Source organism: Clostridium moutaii, assembly GCF_041205085.1.
Lineage (GTDB): Bacteria > Bacillota > Clostridia > Clostridiales > Clostridiaceae > Clostridium_B > Clostridium_B moutaii.
Genome location: NZ_JBGEWD010000010.1, coordinates 1 through 21,881 on the forward strand (window position 1 = coordinate 1; position 21,881 = coordinate 21,881).

Consider the following 21,881-nt stretch of genomic DNA (forward strand, 5'->3'; position numbering starts at 1 on the left):
TTCTTATATAAGTTTTCCTTATATTTTATTCTGTTTAATTTTCAAAGATCATCTTCAATAATCAAGAACTACTTTAGTTTATCACATTAGTTCAAGATTATCAATACCTTATAAACACAAACTTTTAACAAAGTTTCAATTTATACAGCTTTTATATTCTATCACCTTAATTAGATGGAGTCAACATGTTTTTTGATTTATTTCTATTAATTTTAAAAGTCACTTGCCTTGATTTATATATGGGATTTCCATACTCAAAAATAAATAGTGAAATATTTTAACTTTACTAAAATATTTCACTATTGAAAAAGCTGTATTTATTATTATGGTAAAAAACTATTCATCTTTAACTTCATCTTTAATTTCATCGCTACAATTTATTTTAGCAATTGCAACAACTCTTTGTTCATCACCTGTTTTCATAAGTGTGACACCCATAGTATTTCTACTTGTAGTTGATACTTCAGATACATTAAGTCTTATAGCTACATTACTGCTATTTATAAGCATAATTTCATCCTCATCTTTTACAATTCTAGCTCCAACCATTAATCCTGTTTTTTCTGTAACCTTATAAGTTATAATACCTTTTCCACCTCTTCTATGGATGGTGTATTCACCTATAGGAGTTCTCTTACCAAATCCATTTTCACTTATAACAAGAACATCCTGACTTTCATCTACAATATCCATTGCAACAGCTATATCTCCGTGCCTTAAAGTTATAGCTTTTACACCTGTAGTATTTCTACTTGTAGATCTTACATCTTTTTCACTAAACCTTATTGCATATCCATTTTTAGTAAAAACAAGTATTTCACTCTGCCCAGTAGTCATTTTAACTTGTATAAGTTCATCTTCATCTCTTAAATTTATAGCATTTAGACCACTTTTTCTTATAGAAGCATATTGGCTTATTTTAGTTTTTTTAATTAAACCATTTTTAGTTGCCATTATAAAGTAATTATCTTTATCTTGGTCAATTTCTTTAAAAGCTATGACAGCTTGAATCTTTTCACTTACATCTAAAGGCAGTAAATTAACTAAATTTGTACCTTTAGCAGTTCTGCCTGCTTCAGGGATCTCATATCCTTTTAATTTATATACCTTACCTTTATTTGTAAAAAATAAAATATGACTATGAGTTGAGGTGATAAATATATGTTCTACAAAATCATCTTCTTTTGTAGCCATGGCCTGTATTCCTCTTCCTCCCCTTCTTTGTGAAGAATAGGTATCAGCAGAAATTCTCTTTATGTACCCCTCATGGGTTAAAGTTATTACCACTTCTTTTTCTTCAATAAGATCTTCAATATTAAAATCATCATTGCTTATCTGTATCTCAGTTTTTCTTTCATCACCATATTTATTCCTTATTTCAATTAATTCATCTTTAATTATACTTAATAAAAGAGATTTATTTTCCAAGATTTCATTAAGATGTTTTATTGTTTCCATCAATTCATTATATTCATTTTCAATTTTCTCTCTTTCAAGTCCCGTAAGCCTTTGAAGTCTCATATCCAAAATAGCTTGAGCTTGTTTTTCTGAAAGATTAAATTTAATCATCAAACCATTTCTAGCATTTTCTGTAGTTTTAGATGCCCTTATTAAACTTATTACTTCATCAATATGATCTAATGCTATTTTTAATCCCTCAAGAATATGAGCTCTAGCTTGGGCCTTATCTAAATTAAATCTAGTCCTTCTTGTTATAATTTCTTCTTGAAATTGCAGATAATACACAAGTATTTGCTTTAAATTTAATACCTTCGGTTCATTATTTACAAGAGTTAGCATTATGATTCCAAAAGTATCCTGCATTCTTGTATGTTTATATAATTGATTGAGAGTTACATTTGGATTCGCATCCCTTTTTAATTCTACAACAACCCTCATTCCCTCTCTATCTGATTCATCTCTAATATCTGATATTCCATCTATTTTTTTATTTTTCACAAGTTCAGCCATATTTTCTATAAGTTTTGATTTATTAACTTGATATGGAATTTCAGTTATCAATATTCTATTTCTTCCATTTATCTCTTCAATTTCAGTTTTTGCTCTTACTAATATCTTTCCTCTTCCAGTTTCATAGGCACTTTTTATACCAGATGTACCAATTATTAATCCTGCTGTTGGAAAATCCGGACCTTTTATACATGTCATAAGTTCACTAATTGTAACTTGTGGATTATCTATTATCATTATCACACCATTTACAACTTCAGTTAAATTATGAGGTGGTATGTTGGTAGCCATACCAACAGCTATTCCAGCAGATCCATTTACAAGCAAATTTGGAAATCTGGATGGAAGAACAGAAGGCTCTTTTTCTTCACCATCAAAATTTGGAACAAAATCTACCGTATTTTTATTTATATCCCTTAACATTTCAAGGGTTATTTTATTCATTTTAGCTTCAGTATACCTCATAGCTGCAGCACTATCTCCATCTACTGAACCAAAATTTCCATGACCATCAACTAAAGTATACCTAATTGAAAATTCCTGTGCCATTCTAACTAAAGCATCATAAACAGCAGTATCACCATGAGGATGATATTTACCTAATACATCTCCAACAATTCTTGCACATTTCCTATATCCCTTTTCAGGAGTCAATCCCAATTCATACATAGAAAATAATATTCTTCTGTGAACTGGCTTTAATCCATCACGCACATCTGGAAGCGCACGACTTACAATAACGCTCATAGCATAATCTATATAACTTTTTTTCATTTCCTTGCTTATGTCTACTGGTAAAATTTTACCTTCATCAAACATCAACTACACCTCTTTACTATATATCTAAGTTTACAACCTTTTTAGCATTTTGCTGTATAAATTCTCTACGAGGTTCTACTTTATCACCCATAAGTATAGTGAAAATTTCATCAGCAGCCATGGCATCATCTACGTTTACTTGAATAAGTGTCCTAGTTTCAGGGTTCATTGTAGTATCCCAAAGCTGTTCTGAATCCATTTCTCCAAGTCCCTTATATCTTTGGATGTCAACGTTATTATCTTTTCCTCCTATTTCATTCAGCAATACTTCTAGTTCCTTATCTGAATATGCATAATACTCTTTTTTACTTTTAGATATCTTGTATAAGGGTGGTTGAGCTATATAAACATGACACTTTTCAACTAATTCTTGCATATATCTATAAAAAAACGTAAGCAATAATGTTCTTATGTGTGCTCCGTCTACATCTGCATCTGTCATTATTATTATTTTGTTATACCTTATTTTAGTAATATCAAATTCTTTTCCTATACCTGCTCCAAAGGCTGTTATCATAGCCCTTATTTCCTCATATCCAAGTATTTTATCCAATCTTTGCTTTTCAACATTCATTATTTTTCCTCTAAGTGGAAGTATAGCCTGAAACTTTCTATCTCTACCTTGTTTAGCTGATCCACCTGCTGAATCACCCTCTACCAAATATATCTCACATTCGGATGAATCTTTAGATGAACAATCTGCAAGTTTTCCTGGGAGAGATGTATTTTCAAGTATAGATTTACGTCTCGTTAATTCCCTTGCCTTTCTTGCCGCTTCTCTAGCACGAGATGCCATTAATGATTTATCCAATATTAATTTTGCTATTTGGGGATTTTCCTGCAGGAAATTATTAAGCGCTTCTCCCATTATACTATCAACTATACCACGTACTTCACTATTCCCAAGCTTTGTTTTCGTTTGACCTTCAAATTGGGGATCCATAAGTTTTATAGATATAACAGCAGTAAGGCCTTCCCTTATATCTTCTCCTGACAAGTTTTTATCATTTTCTTTTAATATTCCAAATTTTTTTGCATAATCATTAAAAACTCTAGTTAGTGCAGATTTAAATCCAGCTAAATGAGTGCCCCCTTCTACTGTATCTATATTATTGGCAAAGGAAAAAATATTTTCAGTATATCCATCATTATATTGAATAGCAATTTCTACAGAGTAGTCATCCTTTTTACCTTCTACATATATGGGATCTTTATGAATTGTCTGCTTATTTCTATTAAGATAAGTCACAAATGATTTTATTCCACCTTCATAGTGAAAAAGCTCTTCTCTATCATCTCTTCTATCTTTTAAAGATATTTTTATTCCCTTATTTAAAAAAGCCAATTCTCTAAGTCTTTGAGATAATATATCAAAATCAAACTCTATTTCATCAAATATTTCTGAATCAGGTTTAAAATGTATTTTCGTTCCACTCTCTTCGCTATCACCTATAATATCTAATCCAGTTACTACTTTTCCTCTTTTAAATACTTGTTTCCATATATGACCTTCTCTTTTTACTTCAACCTCGCAAATCTCAGATAAGGCATTTACAACTGATGCACCTACTCCATGAAGTCCACCGGAAACTTTGTATCCGCCGCCGCCAAACTTTCCTCCTGCATGAAGTATAGTCATTATTACTTCTACCGTTGGTTTTTTCATCTTATGATGCATTCCAACAGGCATTCCCCTACCGTTATCAATAACTGTTATAGAATTATCCTCGTGTATAGTTACATCTATTTTATCACAGTATCCTGCCAATGCTTCATCTATACTATTATCGACTATCTCATATACTAAATGATGGAGTCCTCTTGAACTGGTACTTCCAATATACATTCCAGGTCTTTTTCTAACAGCTTCTAAACCTTCTAACACCTGTATTTGATTTTCATCATAAACTTGTTTTTTTTCTTGTAGCATACCTATCCTCCTATTTATCTTAAAGTCTATAATCTAAAGCTTTTGATCTTTTAGTTAACGTGGATGAAGATATAGGTGATAAATAAATTTTACTTTTTTTATTTACTTCAGCAATGATAAAAGATTTAGGTTTATCTTTTGTGATCTTTTGAACAAATCCATCTTCTTCAGCCATCCTTAAAAATTGAGTTGTATCAGAGTTATATGTTGAAGTTTCAACATCAAATATTCCGATTACATCCTTTATTGGAACAACTATATTTTCACCTAAATGTAAAAACATAAATAATCTCCTTTCAAAAACTAAGTCATAATTACTTTACCATTCTTTACAACGAACAAACATGCTTTATCTTGAGAATCCTTTTTAATGTCATCAATTCCTGTGCAAGTTATAAATGTTTGTATTTTATTTATAGAGCCTAGTATATATCTTTGTCTATTTGCATCCAGTTCAGATAAAACATCATCTAATAGCAAAACAGGATATTCACCTATAATTTCCTTTATTATCTCAAGAGAAGCAAACTTCATAGTTAACACTGATGTTTTCTGTTGACCTTGAGAGCCAAAATTTCTAACATTAATGCCATTTATTCTTGTAACAAAATCATCCCTATGTGGGCCATAAAGTGTAGTACCTCTATCTATATCATTTTTTCTATTAATTTTTAATATTTCAAACAAATTATCTTCTGTTTTATTTAAATCTTCTAAGGGTGTTATATATTTAAATTCTATATCTTCAGCTCCCGAGGTTATGTCCTTATGAATAACTTTTCCTTTTTCACTAAGCCTTTTTATATATTTATTTCTCATATCTATTATAATCCCACCATATTTAGATAATTGCCTGTCATATACCTCAAGAATATCATCATTGCAATCTCTCCACCTTTTAAGTAAAGTATTTCTTTCATTTAAGTTCTTGTTGTATTGAACCAAATTAAAATAATATTTTTTACTGAATTTGCAAAGCTCGATGTCTAAAAATTTTCTTCTAAAAACCGGCGATTCTTTTACTATTTTTAAATCTTCTGGAGAGAACATTACTACATTAAAAACTCCCATAAGTTGAGATAACTTATTTACTTTTATAGAATTTATATTTATTCCCTTTTTACCTTCTTTAAATATCTTTATTTCTATATTTTTATCCAATGATTTTTTTTCTATATAAGCTTCTATATAAGTTTCTTTACCTTCCCAATTTATCAGTTCCTTATCTTTATTTGTCCTAGGAGATTTACCTATACTGCAGTAATATATACTTTCAAGTAAATTCGTTTTTCCTTGGGCATTATCTCCTGTAAATATATTCACACCTTTACTAAATTCAATATCAAGATTTTTATAATTTCTAAAATTTCTAAGTTTTAAATATTTAATATACATTTAAAAAACACCTATTTATAATTATATCACAATATGTAGTATACAATTAATAATAAATTTTTAATGCAGCTAAATAATTTTATAAGTTTCCTTTTTAAATTCAACGGTAAATCCTTTATAAAGTTTTTTACTCCGTCTTGTTTCCACTTCTCCATTTACCCTTACCATACCATCTTTTATAAAAAGCTTAGCTTCAGATCCTTGTGAAACAGCTCCACACCATTTTAAAAATGAGTCTAATTTTATTACATCTGTGTTAATTTTAATTTCATTCATTTTCTATTATCTCCAATTTATTTATTTTTAACTATTTAAAAGTCTAACTGGTAAAACTAAGTAAGTACAATCATCGTTAATTTTATTTTTAATTATACATGGACTTACACTGCTTGAAAATTTCAAAACAATTTCTTCTTCATCCATTATTTTTAAAACATCCATTAAGTATTTTGAGTTAAATGCAATTTGTAAATCATCTCCCTGCAAAATTATATTTAATTCTTCTCTTACCATTCCCAATTGAGAATTAGATGTTATTATCATAGTATTTTCTTCCAGTTCTAATTTCACCAAATTAGTATTGCTATCTTTAGCCATTAAAGATGCTCTTTCAATACAATTTAAAAGTTCATCTTTTTTAGCAGTAGCTATCATGTTAAATTCTTCAGGAATTATGGAATTGTATTTTATAAACTCGCCTTCTAAAAGCCTAGATATGATTTTTGTATTAACTAAATTAAACAGTATATGATTAGGTGTAAATGTTATATTTACACTCTTGTCATTATCCTCTAAGATTTTAGACACTTCATTCAGAGTTTTTCCTGGAATTACAGCATTTATTATATTGTCGGTGTTTAAATACTCTGATTTTAAGGCCAGTCTGTATCCATCTAAAGCTACTAAATTTAATTTTTTATTTTTTATTTCAAATAAGACTCCTGTAAGAATAGGTCTTGTTTCATCTTGAGCCGTAGCAAATATAACACTCTTTATCATATTTTTTAATATTTTTTGAGGTATTGAAAAAATCATATTTTCGTTTATATTAGGTATTTCAGGAAAATCTTCAGCATTCATATGTATGAGATTAAATTTTGATTTCTGACACAATATTTCTATAGAATTATTTTCTATAGTTGAGATACTTATATTGTCATCAGGCAATTTTCTTATAATTTCTCCAAATAATCTTGCGTCAATTACAACTGTTCCCTCTTCTTCAACTACTGCATCTATTTTAGTTTCTATACTTAGATCTATATCAGATCCTATTAATGTAATTTGGTTGTTGAAAGCAGTTATTTTTAATCCGTTCAATATAGGCATACTGGATTTTCCGGTTATTGCTTTTTGAGCTATAAATATAGCTTCCTGTAAATATGTTTTTTTACATATGATTTTCATTTTTATAGCATCTCCCTTATTGACAATATATTTTCTTAATAGAAATAGATAATTAACTTATTATTAGTAATAATAGTAGTAGAGGCTGTTAGTATGTTGATAAGCTATAGAAGCGTTAATATCACTGAAAAAAGTGAAAAAAATAACTGTGGATAAATAAGTATTAAAAAATAACATTATCCACATGATAAGAAAAAATAATAAATATATCATAATATCAACAATGTATCATAAAATAACTAATAACATCTGTTGATAATTATTTTTGATTTAGACGCTTTGTTAAGTCGCTTACAGCATTTTGAAGACTTTCATCTTGTTTTAAATTACTTGATATTTTTTCATAGGCGTGTATTACAGTAGTATGATCCCTACCTCCAAATTCTTCTCCTATCTTGGGTAGAGACATATCTGTAAGTTTTCTACATAAATACATTGCTATTTGTCGTGGAAAAGCTACATTTCTAGTTCTTCTGGCCGATTTGAAATCAGATACTTTTAAGTTGTAGTAATTTGCTACTACATCTTGTATTAGATCTACTGTAACCTGTTTTGACTGTTTACTTGAAATTATATCTTTTAATGCTTCTATAGCTAGATCTATGCTTATTTCTTTGTTTGTAAGTGAAGAAAAGGCAACTATGCGTATTAAGGCTCCTTCTAATTCTCTTATGTTTGATTTAATTTTTGTAGCTATATATACCATAACTTCATTTGGGATATTTAATTTTTCTACATCAGCTTTCTTTTTTAATATAGCCATTCTAGTTTCAAAATCTGGTGGTTGAATATCTGCTATAAGTCCCCATTCGAATCTGGATCTAAGTCTATCTTCTAGTGTAGGAATTTCTTTTGGTGGTCTATCACTTGACAGGATTATTTGTTTATTTGCTTCGTATAAGGCATTAAAAGTATGGAAGAACTCTTCCTGAGTTCTTTCTTTACCTGCTATAAACTGAATATCGTCTATTAATAGCACATCTACATTTCTATATTTGTTTCTGAATTCTACGTTTTTATCATCTTTTATTGAATTTATAAGTTCGTTGGTAAATTTTTCAGATGAAACGTAGGTTACTTTAGATTTATTATTATTATCTAATACATAATGACCTATAGCATGCATTAGATGGGTTTTTCCCAGACCTACTCCTCCATATATAAATAATGGATTATATGCTTTAGCAGGAGATTCAGCTACGGCAAGAGATGCAGCATGGGCAAATCTATTGCTGTTTCCTATAACGAAAGAATCAAAAGTATATTTGGGATTTAACATGGTAGACATTTCATCATTTATTAATACCGATTTCTTGTTATATCTTTTAGGTTTATCATCTGATGTTAAAGCTTCTTCAGATTCAGATAAAACTAAAAATTTAATATTATATTTTTTTGAAGTAATTAATTTTAATGCATTTGATATTAAATTTGTATATTTACTAGATAATATTCCTTTAGTCAAATCATTTGGTACACTTAATATAAAATTGTCATTTTCAATGGATACAGGAGTAATACTTTTAATCCATGTGTTAAAACTTACTTCGGTAATTTCACCTTTTATTATATTTAAAGATTGTTCCCATATTTCTTTTGGATGGGCATTCATTTTGTATCCTCCAGTCTTAGAAAAATAATTCCCAGTTTAGATGCTTCATTATTATATTTTGTTGACATATGTGTATAAAAATATTCACATGTGTATAATTAAGTTTATAATTTTAAAATAAAAAAATTGTAATTTTAATTATAGAAATAAATATTAACATTATTTACAATGAATAATGTTAGTGAAATAGTCAAAAATATAAAAATAAATATAATTTAAACAAGTTATGCACATTTTTATCCACAACTGTGGATAAGTAGTATATATTTTTAAAGTTATTAACAAGCCTCTATTTATAATATCAAAACCTAACAACCTATTCAAGAAATTATCCACAAAATATATATAAAAAATATTGATTATAAAACTTATACTTTTTAATTTGTATTGACATTGTAAGTTAGTGAATATATAATTTAATAGTAAAACTTTAGAATTTAGACTGAAAATAGATTAAGCTTTTTAAGAGTATGCTATTTAAATTATTTTCGTTTTATATTTTAGAAAGTTAAAACGATTATTTTGGGACTGTTTATTTAATAATGAGAATATTAGATTCCATATATAAAAACTGGACCTAGAAAGTCAATGTTAAATTTAGAAAGGAGTTGTATAAGATTATGTGGATGACTTATCAGCCAAAAAAGAAACAGAGAAAAAGAGAACATGGCTTTAGAAAGAGAATGAGAACTTTATCGGGAAGAAATGTTATTAGAAGAAGAAGACAAAAAGGTAGAAAGAAATTAACAGCATAGGCCGCTTTTGTGGCCTTTTTCTGCAAGCAGAAAAAAAGGAGCAAAAATGAAAGTTTACAGAATAAAAAAAAATGCAGAATTTCGTGTTGTATATAAGAGAGGAAGATCTTTTTCTAATAATTTGCTAGTTTTATATATCTACAGAAACAGGAAGAATATAAATAGATTGGGTATATCCATAAGTAAAAGAGTGGGAAAAAGCGTTGAGAGAAATAGAATAAAACGATTGATTAAAGAGATCTGTAGATTAGATATAAAGGATGTAAAAATAGGCTATGATTTGGTATTTATAGCTAGAAATTTATCAAACGGTAAAAATTATATAGAGATAGGTAATTCCACAAAAAATTTAATCAAAAAAGCAGGCTTATATAATAAATGAAAAATTTTTTAATTTTTTTAATTAGACTATATAGAAAATATATATCACCTCTAAAAAGACCATGTTGTAGATTTTATCCTACTTGTTCACAATATGCATTGGAAGCATTACAAAAATATGGTATCATAAAAGGTGGATTTATGTCCATAAAAAGGATATTGAGGTGTAATCCATTTTTCAAAGGCGGATATGATCCAGTTAAATAAATTTCAGGAGGTTTAATATTTTGCAATACTTAAATAATGCTTTTGTTCGGTTTTTTGATTTTTTACATAGTAGTGTAACTTCGTTTGTACCTAATCAAAATCTTTCCTATGGTATAGCAATAATTTTAATGACTATAATAATTAGGATTATAATACTTCCATTGGGAATAAAACAATTGAAATCTTCATTTGCCATGAATGAAATTCAACCGGAAGTTAAAAAACTACAGGAAAAATATAAAAAGGATCCACAAAGAGCACAAAAAGAAATGATGAAATTGTATAAAGAAAAAGGAGCAAGCCCTTTTAGTGGATGTTTACCACTTCTTATTCAGTGGCCTATTTTAATAGCTCTCTACTATGTTTTTAATAATTTATCTGGAATAAATGGTGTTAGTTTTTTATGGGTGAATGATTTAGCTAAGACAGATATATTTCTTGCTGTTATATCAGGAATAACTACTTATTTATCAGGGTTTTTAGTAATGCCTTCTACGGGTGAACAGGCAAAACAGAGTAAGATGATGAATATAGGAATGTCTGTATTCATGGTATATATGAGCATGAGATTTAAATCAGCATTAGTATTGTATTGGGTTGTTAGTAACTTAATTCAAATAGCACAAACTTTAGTTATTAAAAAGATTGAAATGAGTAAAAAAACTAGTAAGGCTTAGGGGGTGGCTATGTGGCATGAAGGTTATAGAAACCACAGGAAAAACTGTTGAAGAGGCACTTAAAAATGCACTATTAGAATTGAAAGTTGAAAAAGATAAAGTGGAAGTTGAAGTATTAGATGAAGGCAATAAAGGCTTTTTTAATTTTATAGGGGTACGACCAGCTAAAATAAAAGTTAAATTAAAAAGAGATTATATATATGATGCAAAAATATTTTTAAAAAATATTTTAGATAAAATGAAAGTAGAAGCTGAAATAAAAATAAAAGAAGAAAATAATGTAATAAAGGTATACTTGACTGGTTCAGATATGGGAATACTTATAGGCTATAGAGGAGAGACTCTGGATGCACTTCAATATCTTTTAAGTCTTGTAATAAATAAGAATCATGAGATGGAATATAAAAGAGTGGTTTTAGATACAGAAAATTATAGAGCAAAAAGAGAAGAAACATTAAAAAGACTTGCTAGAAGAGTGGCTGAAAAAGTTAGAAAAACAGGCAGAATAGTTAAGTTAGAACCCATGAATCCTTATGAAAGAAGAGTAATTCATTCTGCTCTTCAAAATGATTTTTATGTAAATACCTATAGTGAAGGACAGGAGCCTTTTAGAAGAGTTGTAGTTGATTTGAAGAAAGCCTAAAGGCTTTCTTTTTTACATGTTCGAGAAAATTGGTGAAAAGTTTGCTACAGTTTATGCATTAGAGATTAAAGGGAAGTGAAATGTGAAATGATGGAAAAGGTTAATACAATAGCAGCTATAGCGACGGCGTTAGGGGAAGGTGGCATATCAATTGTAAGAGTTTCTGGTGAAAATTCTCTTAAAATAGTAAATGAAATATTTAAGGGAAAAGATAATAGAAAACTGTTGGATATAAAACCTTACTCAATGAGATATGGTTTTATAGTGGAAAAGGAAACTCAGGAATTATTAGATGAAGTACTTATAAGTTTTATGAAAGCCCCTAGAAGTTATACGGCTGAAGATACTGTTGAAATAAATTGCCATGGTGGAATTTTAGCTGCTAAAAAAGTACTTGAGGAAGTTATTAAATCTGGAGCTAGGATGGCAGAACCAGGGGAATTTACTAAAAGGGCATTTCTAAATGGGAGAATTGATTTAAGCCAGGCAGAAGCGGTGATAGACATAATTAATGCAAAAACTGAAATCTCAATGAAATCTGCAGTGCAACAATCAAAGGGAAAAATTTCTGAGGAAATTAACTCATTAAGAGAAGAGCTTTTAAAAATAATTGCATCTATTGAAGCTACGGTGGATTATCCAGAAGCTGATTTGGAGGAAGTAACAGCTAATGAAGTATCTATAAAATTAAATAAAATATTAGATAGGATAAATTTTATATTGAGTACTGCGGAAGAGGGGAAGATAATTAGAGAAGGTTTAAATATAGTAATTGTCGGAAAACCAAATGTAGGCAAATCATCTCTCTTGAATTCATTGATTATGGAAAATAGAGCTATAGTTACAAATGTACCAGGTACAACCAGAGATGTTATAGAAGAATATATGAGTATAGAGGGGGTACCTGTAAAAATAATTGATACTGCAGGAATTAGAAAGACTAATGATCTAGTAGAAAAAATTGGAGTCAAAAAATCAAAAGAGAAAATAGATGATTCAGATTTAATCATACTGATGTTGGATTCAAGCAAAAAATTAGATGCGGAAGATAAGAAAATTATAGATTATATAAATAAGAAAAAATATATAATTTTATTAAATAAAACTGATCTAGGTGATAAAATAGATTTAGATGATATTTATAAATTGAATTCAAAATTTATAATAAAAACTTCAATTAAATCCGGCAGGGGATTAGATAAGGTTAAAAGTTGCATTAAAGATTTGTTTTTTAAAGGTGAAATTAAATCCACGGATCTATTTGTAACTAATATGAGACATAAAGAAGGTTTAATTAGAGCTAAAGAAAGCTGTATTGAAGCTTTACAAGTATTGAAAAATACTTCAGCCATAGATTTAGCCTCTATAGATATAAGGAATGCTTGGGCTAATCTTGGCAAAATAACTGGTGATACTTTAGAGGAGAATATAATTGATAAAATATTTTCACAATTTTGTTTAGGAAAGTAGGTAGTTAAGATTGGAATACTTTTCAGGTAAATATGATGTAATAGTTGTGGGAGGTGGGCATGCTGGTTGTGAAGCAGGACTTGCCGCAGCTAGAATGGGATGTAAGACTTTAATGTGTACCATGAATCTAGACAGTATAGGATTTATGCCTTGCAATCCTAATGTTGGAGGAACAGCTAAGGGACATTTAGTACGGGAGATAGATGCATTAGGTGGAGAAATGGGTGTAAATATCGACCATACATTTATACAATCAAGAATGCTCAATACCTCAAAAGGACCGGCTGTACATTCATTAAGAGCTCAGGCTGACAAAAGAAATTATTCAGGGAGAATGAAAAAGGTACTTGAGAGGCAACCTAATTTATATTTGAGGCAAATAGAGGTAATAGAAATAAGAACAGATAAATATGGAAAGATTAGTGGAGTACTTACCAAAAATGGAGCATATTTTGGAACAAAGGCTGTGGTTTTAGCTACAGGAACGTATTTAAAGGGGAAAGTGATTATAGGAGATGTAAGCTATAGTTCAGGTCCAAATGGATTTATGCCATCTAATGATCTTTCACAAAGTTTACTTAATTTAGGAATAGAACTTAGAAGGTTTAAAACAGGGACACCAGCTAGAATAAATAAGAGAAGTGTAAATTTTTCAAAAATGATAGAACAGCCTGGTGATAAAAAGATAATCCCATTTTCTTTTATGAGTGAAAACATAGATAGGGAGCAGGTGCCTTGTTATTTAACCTATACTACAAAAAGTACATTGAAGGTTATAAGAGATAACATAGGTAGATCACCACTTTACAATGGATCTATTAAATCCGTAGGTCCAAGATATTGTCCATCTATTGAAGATAAAGTGGTTAGATTTCCTGATAAGGAACAACATCAAATATTTATAGAACCTGAAGGAGAAAATACAGATGAATTGTATGTAGATGGTGCATCTACATCAATGCCAGAAGACGTGCAGATTGCCATGTATAGAACTATAGAGGGACTTGAAAATGTAGAATTTTTAAGAAGTGGTTATGCTATTGAATATGATTGTATAAATCCACTTCAGTTAAAACTTTCATTAGAGTTTAAAAAGATTGAAGGCCTATTTGGAGCGGGTCAGTTAAATGGAAGTTCTGGGTATGAAGAAGCAGCATCTCAAGGAATAATTGCAGGTATTAATGCTGCCCTTAAAGCTATGGAAAAAGAACCCCTTATTTTAAAAAGATCTGATGGTTATATAGGTGTTTTGATAGATGATTTAGTTACAAAGGGAACTGAAGAGCCCTATAGGATGATGACATCTCGTTCTGAATATAGACTGATACTTAGACAGGACAATGCGGATTTAAGGCTTACGGAGATGGGACATAAAATAGGATTAGTTGATGAAAAAAGATATGAGAAATATTTAAATAGAAAGCACAATATAGAGAAAGAATTAAAAAGAATTAAAAATGTTCAAATAACACCAAAAAAATATGTAATTGATTTTTTGAATTCGTTGAATTCTTCTGAATTGAAAAAGAGTGTTAGTTTATATGAGTTAATTAAAAGACCTGAGCTTGATTATTTTAATCTAGAACCTCTGGATGTAAATAGATCTGAATTGTGTCAAGATGTTCAGGAAGAAGTAAATATTATTTCAAAATATGAAGGATATATAGACAAACAGCTTGAACAAGTCAGTCAATTTAAGAAATTTGAAGATAAGTTTATACCAGAGAATATAGATTATCATGAAATTAAAGGATTGAGAATAGAGGCTATACAAAAATTAAATAAAATAAGACCTATGAATATTGGTCAGGCTTCCAGAATTTCTGGAGTTTCACCAGCGGATATTTCTGTTTTGCTAATTTACATGGAAAAAAGAAGCAGGGAAAAGGCCTTATCCGATGACTAGTATTTTGCTAAGATCCTCGCTTTATAAGATGTTGGATAAGTAATGATATACCTCTGGATAAGTTCCTCTAAGGTTCAGGCTGAGAAAAGTATTTCTTATGAGAAAACTCTACCTGAACCCAAGAATCACTTGATAGTTATTAAAATAATGATAAGTTTGGAGAAATATTATGAAGTATTTTCAGAGTATGAATGCAGCGTGTAATGATGTTGGGTTGAGTTTTAATGAAGAAAAATATAATAAGTTTATGAAATATAAGGATATACTTAAATCATGGAATAATAAAATAAATCTTACTGCAATAGTTGAGGATGAAGATATTGTTAAAAAGCATTTTATAGATTGCATAGAAATATTTAAGTTCTCACCTATAAAAGACATTTCAAATATTATTGATATAGGAACAGGAGCTGGATTTCCAGGTATACCTATGAAGATAGTTGATGAAGAAAAAAAAATCACACTTTTGGATTCATTAAATAAAAGGATAAATTTTTTAAATCAAGTTATATTAAGTCTTGAATTGAATAATGTAAATTGTATACACGGAAGAGCGGAGGATTTTTCTAAAGAATTGGAATATAGACAAAAATTTGATGCAGCTGTATCAAGGGCGGTGGCGAATTTAACCGTTTTAAGTGAATTTTGTATTCCATATGTAAAAATAGGTGGTTATTTTATAGCTATGAAAGGTCCTGCAGTAGAAGATGAAATAAAAGAGAGCAGAAGTGCAATTAATATTTTAGGTGGTAAAATAGAAGATATAATAAAAGTAGAAAATAATAATTTTAATCACAATTTAGTCATAATAAAAAAGATTAAAGGAACTCCCAAAGCTTATCCAAGGAAGCCGGGAATAGTTTCTAAGAAACCATTAAAATAAATGTAACAATTTGTCATACGAAATTTATATAAACTAGCAGGATTTTATAAAAAAATAAAGAAATGTTAATAATAGGAAACATAAGAGGGATGGTTAAATATGCAAAAAAATGTTAATTATATACCTGTAGATTTAATTTTACCTAATGTATATCAACCAAGAAAATATTTTGATGAAGAGAGTTTAGAAGGATTAGCTCAATCTATAAATGTATATGGAGTAATTCAGCCTTTGTCAGTGAGAAAATTAGGTGAAAATAAATATGAATTGGTTGCTGGGGAGAGAAGACTTAGAGCGGCAAAAAAGGCGGGATTAACTGAAGTACCTGTAATAATAGTAGATATAAGTGATAAAGAATCTGCGGCAATAGCACTTTTAGAAAATTTACAGAGAGAGGATCTTAATTTTTTAGAAGAAGCAGAGGCATATTATAATTTAATAAAAGATCATTCATATACTCAGGAAAAATTAGCTGAAGTTATAGGAAAGAAACAATCTACTATTGCAAATAAGATTCGATTACTTAAATTGGATAAGGAAGTTAAAAATGTATTATTGGACAAGGGTCTAACTGAAAGACATGCAAGAGCATTATTAAAGCTCCCAACATTAGAACTTCAGAAAAAAGTATTAAAAGACATAGTTAAAAAAAATTTAAATGTAAAAAAGACAGAAGAACTTATTAACAGGGAATTAGATAAAATTATAAGTAATAAAGCAAAGAAAAGCAAAACAAAAAAAATAAAGGGTATATTTTCTCCTAAAGTTTATATAAATACAGTTAAACAGATATTTGACAAGTATGGCTTAAATGCGAATTATGCTTCACAGGATCTTGATGAAGAAATACAGATAATAATTACTATTCCTAAAAAGTGATATGTTTCATGTGAAACATTTAGTATTTGTGGATTAAGTTTAATTAAATAATGAAAATTATCAAACCGTATGTCCGAATTAAAATGGTGTACGGTTATTTTATGCTACTTGAAAATAATTTATTTTTAAGTTAAATTTATATGAAAACTCTTTTATTATTTTAAATAAAAATATATAATTAAAAATAAGGTAAAAGGTAAGTCGAGGGGGTGATTAAGATAAAAGTGATATCAATATTTAATCAAAAAGGTGGAGTTGGAAAAACTACTACATGTATTAATTTAAGCGCATACTTAGCTATGCAAGGATATAAAGTATTGGATATAGATATTGATCCACAGGGCAATACTACCAGTGGATTGGGAATTGACAAAAGAAATGTGGAGAGTTCTATATATGATATATTAGCTTCAGAGGCTAATATGGATGAAATTATAAAAAAGTGTGAACTAATAGATAATTTTTATATAATTCCTTCTACTATGGAATTAGCTGGAGCTGAAATAGAACTTATAGATAGAAGAAGCAGAGAAAATATACTAAAGAATAAATTAAAAAGTTTAAAACAGAAGTTTGATTTCATATTTATAGATTGCCCTCCATCATTAGGTTTATTGACTATAAATGCACTTACGGCATCTCGTAGTGTTATTATTCCTATTCAATGCGAGTTTTATGCGTTAGAAGGAGTTGGACAACTAATAAATACCATACAATTGGTTAGAAAATCATTAAATAGTGGTTTAAAAGTTGAGGGAGTAATTATGAGTATGTGTGATATGAGAACCAATTTGTCCACCCAAGTAGTTTCAGAAGTAAAAAAGTTTTTTAAAGATAAAGTATATGAAACTACTATACCTAGGAATATAAGGTTGGCGGAGGCTCCAAGTTTTGGACTGCCTATAGTGCTTTATGATGATAAATGTAAAGGCGCAGAGGCCTATGAACTATTGACTAAGGAGTTTTTGCATAGGCAGGAGGAGTGAACAGAGTTTGAGTAAAAAATATGGATTAGGTAAAGGACTTAAAGCATTAATACCTGATAATACTTTTGAGAATGTAGGAAAAGGCGAAGGCAATATAAATTATATTAATGTTGATTTTATAGAAGCTAATGGGGAGCAACCTAGAAAAAATTTTGACAAGGATAAAATTATACAGCTTTCTCAATCAATAAAAGAACATGGTATAATACAACCACTTATACTTAATAAAATTGGAGATGATACATATAGTATAGTAGCAGGCGAGAGAAGATGGAGGGCTGCTAAACTTATTGGTGTTAAAGAAATACCTGCCATTATAATGAATTTGTCAGATGGAGAGATTTTAGAAATTTCCCTTATAGAAAATATACAGAGACAGGATTTAAATCCTATAGAAGAGGCTTTAGCTTATAGAAAATTAATTGATGATTTCAATTTAACTCAGGAAGAATTAAGTAATAAAATAGGAAAATCCAGAACTGCAATTTCAAATTGTATGAGACTTTTGAATTTGGATGACAGGGTTCAAAGATATCTTATAGATGGAGTTATAAGTGAAGGGCACGGAAGAGCGCTTTTGAGAATAGAAAATGGAGAAATGCAATATAAATTAGCTGAAGAAATAATAGATAAAGATTTAACAGTCAGAGATATAGAAAAAATTATTAAAAATTTAGATTCTAATGAAACATCTAAAGAAAAGGTTATTAAGAAGCAAAATATTTACTATTTGGATATAAAAGAAAAATTGGAAAATTTGTTTGGAACTAAAGTTTTGCTAATGGATAAAAAAAATAAAGGAAAAATAGAAATAGAATATTATTCTCAAGAAGATTTACAGAGAATATTAGACATACTAGAAATTTAACAAGTTTTTAATGTTTCACGTGAAACATTCGTATAATGGGAAGGGAGAAAAATATGCAAAATATCATTAATTTAATGAACAGTTTACAGCTATATGTTGTAATTGGCTTATTTGTAGTAGCAATAATACTGATAATTATGAATGTAATAATTTTTAAATCATTAAATAGATTAGAAAAAAGATATAAAAGACTTATGCGAGGTTCAAATAATAAAAATTTAGAAGAACTTATTATAAAATATCTGGACAATATAGATAATGTTAAAAAGGAATCTGAAGATATTAAAAAGTTATATGATAATTTAAGTTTAAGGATAAAATACTGTATTCAGAAAATATCAATTATAAGATATAGGGCTTTTGAAGATGTAGGCAGTGATCTGAGTTTTTCAATTGCATTGTTGGATGAAAAAAATGATGGTGTAATAATTACTGGAATATATGGAAGAGATGAAAGCACTACTTATGCAAAACCTATAGACAGTGGAATGTCCAGATATGAATTATCTCAAGAAGAGAAACAGGTTTTAGAAGAGTGTATAAATAAAAGAATATAATGTTGTTTACATAAAAAAACTCCTTAAGGGAAAATTATTTTCTAAGGAGGTTTTTTATATGAAAATATATATTCCAAGTGATTTAAATTATATAGGAAATGAATTACAAAAAAGAGGATATAAAATAATAAATGACAGTGAAGATACAAAATATGATACTATAATTTGTAAATTAAAAGATAACGGGCTTGCAAATTTACATATAAAAAATAAAAATACTTTAATAATAGATTTAGGAAGAAAAAATATAGAAGAAATAGAATATATACTTAAAGATAGAGCTTTCTAAGGCATCAAGCTTCTATATTTTGAAGAAGATTATTTGAATTTTTTCCTCCAACAGTTTTTAATATGGAATGATATACTCCTCTGGAGATTGTGTCAGCAAGCTGCATAACAGTAAATAACCTGGTATTTTGCAATACCATAAATTCCATAGCACCACATATATTTACGATACCTGTAATACTTAAATCTCCCACCTGGGGCAGAGATTTATTCATAGCAGATCCAGGATGAAGTGGTTTGGTTTCTATTATTATTTTACCAACATTTTGTATTGCACCTAGACAGGCATCAATTGCTATAATAAATGGATTATTATATTTAGAATGTATTTCGTTTATAACATCTGCAATATTCTTTGCATGTACTGGATATTGTAAATTACCGTATAATTCAACTTTATTTCGTATTAAAAATTTCAATTTATCTCCTACTATAGGGCCTAAACTATCTCCAGTAGATCTGTCAGTACCTATGCAGAGTATTATTATGGTTTTTCCAGATCTCATAATAGGATATATTTCATTGCTTATGACATCTCTTAAAGTAAATATTGAGTTTGAGGATGCCGGATCTATTACCATTTTTTTAATCATAATAAAACCTCCTATAATGTAGTTTTTACCATAAGGAGGTTATTTATACATATAATTATATATTTTAACTTAAAATCCTATAACATATCCAATTTTCTAAATATGTTAAAAAAGATAACTAATGATATACAGAATATCACTCCTAAAAGTCCATTGATCTTCAATCCAATAAATAAAGATGCTAAGACTGCTACAGGATGTATGCCCAGAGAGGAAGATACTATTTTAGGTTCAATAATTTGTCTTATAATTGACACTAAAAGATAGGATATAATTAGTCCGAGGCAAATAACGTAGTTATTCGTTGCAAATAAATAAATAAGAGCAAGAGGGATATATATAATTCCGATTCCTATAATAGGAAGTATATCTGCTATAGCACAGATAGTGCTTAGTATTAAAGCATACTTAATTTTAAATATTGAAAATACCAGCAAGGTCTCTATAAAGGTAAGAGATATAATCATCATATATGATAATAAATAATTTCCCAGCATTTTTTTACTTTCATTGTATATTCTTAACACTTTAGTTGTTTTATTATCAGACAGCAAATTGGATATATTCATTTTGGATGAAGTCATGTCTTTTGTAAAAAAATATGTAGTTAGCAGTGTAAAAAGTATTACCATTAATAAATAGGGTATTGTAGCTACTAAATTTACCAGATAACTTACTAATTTACCGGAAAAGCTTACTGCCAGATTTGATGCTTTATTAATAAATCCTGCAAAGTTCTTTTCAATAGAATTTATTATGTATGGATCTAAATTATTATAATATTTTTGAAGACTATACAAAGAATCCTCTATATTAGCTGAGTTACCAGATATATATACCTGAATATTCTTTCCAAATTGAATAGCTTCTTGAGTTAATACTATTATACCAAAAGATAGAACAACCAATATTACTGAAAAAAATACCGTGGTTGTAATTAAGGAAGCAATGCCATTGTTGATTTTAAGCTTTCTTGTAATAAGCAGAGTTGGTTTTCTGAGTATTAAAGCACATATTAAAGCTAGCACAAAAGGTAATGTGTAATTAATGGTACCAAAAAATAATAAAAAGATTATTGTATAAATTATAAAAAATAAAAAAATTTTATCGATTTTGTTTATCAGTTCTTTCACAGTGGTAATAACAACTCCTTTTTTATTTATTCACTGGCTATTAATGGTATACAGAAGTAATTGCAGAGTTGAAGAAGTTTTGTAAAATAATTATAAACATCTTATAAAATATTTTATAAACTTGTAATGATATTTCTGCTATAATAAATATAAAATAGTAGATTACTTATATACAATAATTATAAACTAATAAATTATTGTTGTATATAATAATAGTAAAATTTTACAGGAGGTTACAGTTCTATTGGAACTGTTTTATGATTATGAGGGAATATTATATAATAACTTTTAAGAATACCCATGGAGCCATAAATGGTGAAAAACTTTTAAAAGAAAAAGGTATAAAGGTTAATGTAATGCCAACTCCAGCGGTTATTACTAAGAGTTGTGGAATAAGTATAAAAATTGATGCTGAATATATAGAAATGATAGGGGAATTAGTTAATCAAGGACAATTAGTTATTAAAAATATTTATAAAAGAAGTGATACAGGATATACGCAATTGTAATTTTGGAGGTAA

The 21,881-nt window shown here is 28.5% G+C and carries 23 protein-coding genes; 14 read left to right on the plus strand and 9 right to left on the minus strand.

Translation table 11 applies throughout. The features are described 5' to 3' along the window. Positions 1-336 precede the first annotated feature (336 nt). The 7 genes from gyrA to dnaA form a co-directional block, all read right to left on the minus strand. Positions 337-2,790 (minus strand): DNA gyrase subunit A, encoded by a 2,454-nt coding sequence (gene gyrA, locus AB8U03_RS11030; protein ID WP_369704613.1) that lies wholly within the window; start codon positions 2,788-2,790, stop codon positions 337-339. 16 nt (positions 2,791-2,806) lie between these two features. After that, the gene (gene gyrB / locus AB8U03_RS11035) at positions 2,807-4,720 is read right to left on the minus strand and encodes a DNA topoisomerase (ATP-hydrolyzing) subunit B (RefSeq protein WP_369704614.1); all 1,914 of its coding nucleotides are present in this window, start codon (positions 4,718-4,720) and stop codon (positions 2,807-2,809) included. 19 nt (positions 4,721-4,739) lie between these two features. Beyond that, positions 4,740-5,003 carry an extracellular matrix regulator RemB gene (gene remB / locus AB8U03_RS11040; protein ID WP_369704615.1) on the minus strand — a complete coding sequence of 88 codons (264 nt, stop codon included), beginning with the start codon at positions 5,001-5,003 and terminating at the stop codon, positions 4,740-4,742. Positions 5,004-5,023: 20 nt separating this feature from the next. Beyond that, a complete protein-coding gene (gene recF / locus AB8U03_RS11045) occupies positions 5,024-6,115 on the minus strand; it encodes a DNA replication/repair protein RecF (protein ID WP_369704616.1) in 1,092 nt (363 codons plus the stop codon). Positions 6,116-6,184: 69 nt separating this feature from the next. Continuing rightward, positions 6,185-6,391, minus strand: a complete 207-nt coding sequence (locus AB8U03_RS11050; protein WP_369704617.1) for an RNA-binding S4 domain-containing protein — start codon at positions 6,389-6,391, stop codon at positions 6,185-6,187. Positions 6,392-6,418: 27 nt separating this feature from the next. After that, positions 6,419-7,522 (minus strand): DNA polymerase III subunit beta, encoded by a 1,104-nt coding sequence (gene dnaN / locus AB8U03_RS11055; RefSeq protein ID WP_369704618.1) that lies wholly within the window; start codon positions 7,520-7,522, stop codon positions 6,419-6,421. Positions 7,523-7,781: 259 nt separating this feature from the next. Next, entirely contained in the window at positions 7,782-9,134 is a 1,353-nt protein-coding gene (dnaA, locus tag AB8U03_RS11060; protein WP_369704619.1) for a chromosomal replication initiator protein DnaA, read from the minus strand. A 620-nt stretch (positions 9,135-9,754) separates the two neighbouring features. Here dnaA and rpmH point away from each other — a divergent pair. The 13 genes from rpmH (at position 9,755) to AB8U03_RS11125 (ending at position 19,635) form a co-directional block, all read left to right on the plus strand. Continuing rightward, positions 9,755-9,889, plus strand: a complete 135-nt coding sequence (rpmH, locus tag AB8U03_RS11065; RefSeq protein WP_369704743.1) for a 50S ribosomal protein L34 — start codon at positions 9,755-9,757, stop codon at positions 9,887-9,889. A 46-nt stretch (positions 9,890-9,935) separates the two neighbouring features. Beyond that, the gene (rnpA, locus tag AB8U03_RS11070; RefSeq protein ID WP_369704620.1) at positions 9,936-10,271 is read left to right on the plus strand and encodes a ribonuclease P protein component; all 336 of its coding nucleotides are present in this window, start codon (positions 9,936-9,938) and stop codon (positions 10,269-10,271) included. Beyond that, positions 10,268-10,477 (plus strand): membrane protein insertion efficiency factor YidD, encoded by a 210-nt coding sequence (gene yidD, locus AB8U03_RS11075; RefSeq protein WP_369704621.1) that lies wholly within the window; start codon positions 10,268-10,270, stop codon positions 10,475-10,477. The genes rnpA and yidD overlap by 4 nt, the downstream gene beginning before the upstream one ends. Positions 10,478-10,497: 20 nt before the next feature. Further along, complete coding sequence (locus AB8U03_RS11080) at positions 10,498-11,154, plus strand: membrane protein insertase YidC (protein ID WP_369704622.1); 657 nt, start codon at positions 10,498-10,500, stop codon at positions 11,152-11,154. Between the two features lie 16 nt (positions 11,155-11,170). Next, complete coding sequence (jag, locus tag AB8U03_RS11085; protein WP_369704623.1) at positions 11,171-11,797, plus strand: RNA-binding cell elongation regulator Jag/EloR; 627 nt, start codon at positions 11,171-11,173, stop codon at positions 11,795-11,797. 90 nt (positions 11,798-11,887) lie between these two features. Then, positions 11,888-13,267 carry a tRNA uridine-5-carboxymethylaminomethyl(34) synthesis GTPase MnmE gene (mnmE, locus tag AB8U03_RS11090; protein ID WP_369704744.1) on the plus strand — a complete coding sequence of 460 codons (1,380 nt, stop codon included), beginning with the start codon at positions 11,888-11,890 and terminating at the stop codon, positions 13,265-13,267. A gap of 10 nt (positions 13,268-13,277) precedes the next feature. Next, positions 13,278-15,173: a tRNA uridine-5-carboxymethylaminomethyl(34) synthesis enzyme MnmG gene (mnmG, locus tag AB8U03_RS11095; protein ID WP_369704624.1), complete on the plus strand. Its 1,896-nt coding sequence runs from the start codon at positions 13,278-13,280 to the stop codon at positions 15,171-15,173. A gap of 169 nt (positions 15,174-15,342) precedes the next feature. Further along, a complete protein-coding gene (rsmG, locus tag AB8U03_RS11100; RefSeq protein ID WP_369704625.1) occupies positions 15,343-16,056 on the plus strand; it encodes a 16S rRNA (guanine(527)-N(7))-methyltransferase RsmG in 714 nt (237 codons plus the stop codon). Between the two features lie 99 nt (positions 16,057-16,155). Beyond that, on the plus strand, positions 16,156-16,935 hold the full coding sequence (gene noc, locus AB8U03_RS11105) for a nucleoid occlusion protein (protein ID WP_369704626.1): 780 nt from the start codon (positions 16,156-16,158) through the stop codon (positions 16,933-16,935). A 218-nt stretch (positions 16,936-17,153) separates the two neighbouring features. Continuing rightward, positions 17,154-17,921: a ParA family protein gene (locus AB8U03_RS11110; RefSeq protein ID WP_369704745.1), complete on the plus strand. Its 768-nt coding sequence runs from the start codon at positions 17,154-17,156 to the stop codon at positions 17,919-17,921. A 7-nt stretch (positions 17,922-17,928) separates the two neighbouring features. Next, the gene (locus tag AB8U03_RS11115; protein WP_369704627.1) at positions 17,929-18,789 is read left to right on the plus strand and encodes a ParB/RepB/Spo0J family partition protein; all 861 of its coding nucleotides are present in this window, start codon (positions 17,929-17,931) and stop codon (positions 18,787-18,789) included. 53 nt (positions 18,790-18,842) lie between these two features. Then, on the plus strand, positions 18,843-19,346 hold the full coding sequence (locus AB8U03_RS11120) for a DUF4446 family protein (protein WP_369704628.1): 504 nt from the start codon (positions 18,843-18,845) through the stop codon (positions 19,344-19,346). 58 nt (positions 19,347-19,404) lie between these two features. Then, positions 19,405-19,635 carry a YkuS family protein gene (locus AB8U03_RS11125; protein ID WP_369704629.1) on the plus strand — a complete coding sequence of 77 codons (231 nt, stop codon included), beginning with the start codon at positions 19,405-19,407 and terminating at the stop codon, positions 19,633-19,635. A 4-nt stretch (positions 19,636-19,639) separates the two neighbouring features. Here AB8U03_RS11125 and yyaC read toward each other — a convergent pair whose 3' ends face one another. Further along, positions 19,640-20,227 carry a spore protease YyaC gene (gene yyaC, locus AB8U03_RS11130; RefSeq protein ID WP_369704630.1) on the minus strand — a complete coding sequence of 196 codons (588 nt, stop codon included), beginning with the start codon at positions 20,225-20,227 and terminating at the stop codon, positions 19,640-19,642. A gap of 77 nt (positions 20,228-20,304) precedes the next feature. After that, the gene (ytvI, locus tag AB8U03_RS11135; RefSeq protein WP_369704631.1) at positions 20,305-21,360 is read right to left on the minus strand and encodes a sporulation integral membrane protein YtvI; all 1,056 of its coding nucleotides are present in this window, start codon (positions 21,358-21,360) and stop codon (positions 20,305-20,307) included. A gap of 263 nt (positions 21,361-21,623) precedes the next feature. Between ytvI and AB8U03_RS11140 the strand changes: the two genes are divergently transcribed. Next, positions 21,624-21,869, plus strand: coding sequence for a DUF3343 domain-containing protein (locus tag AB8U03_RS11140; RefSeq protein WP_369704632.1), 246 nt, complete (start codon positions 21,624-21,626; stop codon positions 21,867-21,869). Positions 21,870-21,881 lie beyond the last annotated feature (12 nt).

Bases quoted from the DNA above. Each gene is read 5' to 3' on its own strand.
- gyrA (WP_369704613.1), bottom strand. From the start codon at position 2,790: ATGTTTGATGAAGGTAAAATTTTACCAGTAGACATAAGCAAGGAAATG.
- gyrB (WP_369704614.1), bottom strand. From the start codon at position 4,720: ATGCTACAAGAAAAAAAACAAGTTTATGATGAAAATCAAATACAGGTG.
- remB (WP_369704615.1), bottom strand. From the start codon at position 5,003: ATGTTTTTACATTTAGGTGAAAATATAGTTGTTCCAATAAAGGATGTA.
- recF (WP_369704616.1), bottom strand. From the start codon at position 6,115: ATGTATATTAAATATTTAAAACTTAGAAATTTTAGAAATTATAAAAAT.
- AB8U03_RS11050 (WP_369704617.1), bottom strand. From the start codon at position 6,391: ATGAATGAAATTAAAATTAACACAGATGTAATAAAATTAGACTCATTT.
- dnaN (WP_369704618.1), bottom strand. From the start codon at position 7,522: ATGAAAATCATATGTAAAAAAACATATTTACAGGAAGCTATATTTATA.
- dnaA (WP_369704619.1), bottom strand. From the start codon at position 9,134: ATGAATGCCCATCCAAAAGAAATATGGGAACAATCTTTAAATATAATA.
- rpmH (WP_369704743.1), top strand. From the start codon at position 9,755: ATGTGGATGACTTATCAGCCAAAAAAGAAACAGAGAAAAAGAGAACAT.
- rnpA (WP_369704620.1), top strand. From the start codon at position 9,936: ATGAAAGTTTACAGAATAAAAAAAAATGCAGAATTTCGTGTTGTATAT.
- yidD (WP_369704621.1), top strand. From the start codon at position 10,268: ATGAAAAATTTTTTAATTTTTTTAATTAGACTATATAGAAAATATATA.
- jag (WP_369704623.1), top strand. From the start codon at position 11,171: ATGAAGGTTATAGAAACCACAGGAAAAACTGTTGAAGAGGCACTTAAA.
- mnmE (WP_369704744.1), top strand. From the start codon at position 11,888: ATGGAAAAGGTTAATACAATAGCAGCTATAGCGACGGCGTTAGGGGAA.
- rsmG (WP_369704625.1), top strand. From the start codon at position 15,343: ATGAAGTATTTTCAGAGTATGAATGCAGCGTGTAATGATGTTGGGTTG.
- noc (WP_369704626.1), top strand. From the start codon at position 16,156: ATGCAAAAAAATGTTAATTATATACCTGTAGATTTAATTTTACCTAAT.
- AB8U03_RS11120 (WP_369704628.1), top strand. From the start codon at position 18,843: ATGCAAAATATCATTAATTTAATGAACAGTTTACAGCTATATGTTGTA.
- AB8U03_RS11125 (WP_369704629.1), top strand. From the start codon at position 19,405: ATGAAAATATATATTCCAAGTGATTTAAATTATATAGGAAATGAATTA.
- yyaC (WP_369704630.1), bottom strand. From the start codon at position 20,227: ATGATTAAAAAAATGGTAATAGATCCGGCATCCTCAAACTCAATATTT.
- AB8U03_RS11140 (WP_369704632.1), top strand. From the start codon at position 21,624: ATGAGGGAATATTATATAATAACTTTTAAGAATACCCATGGAGCCATA.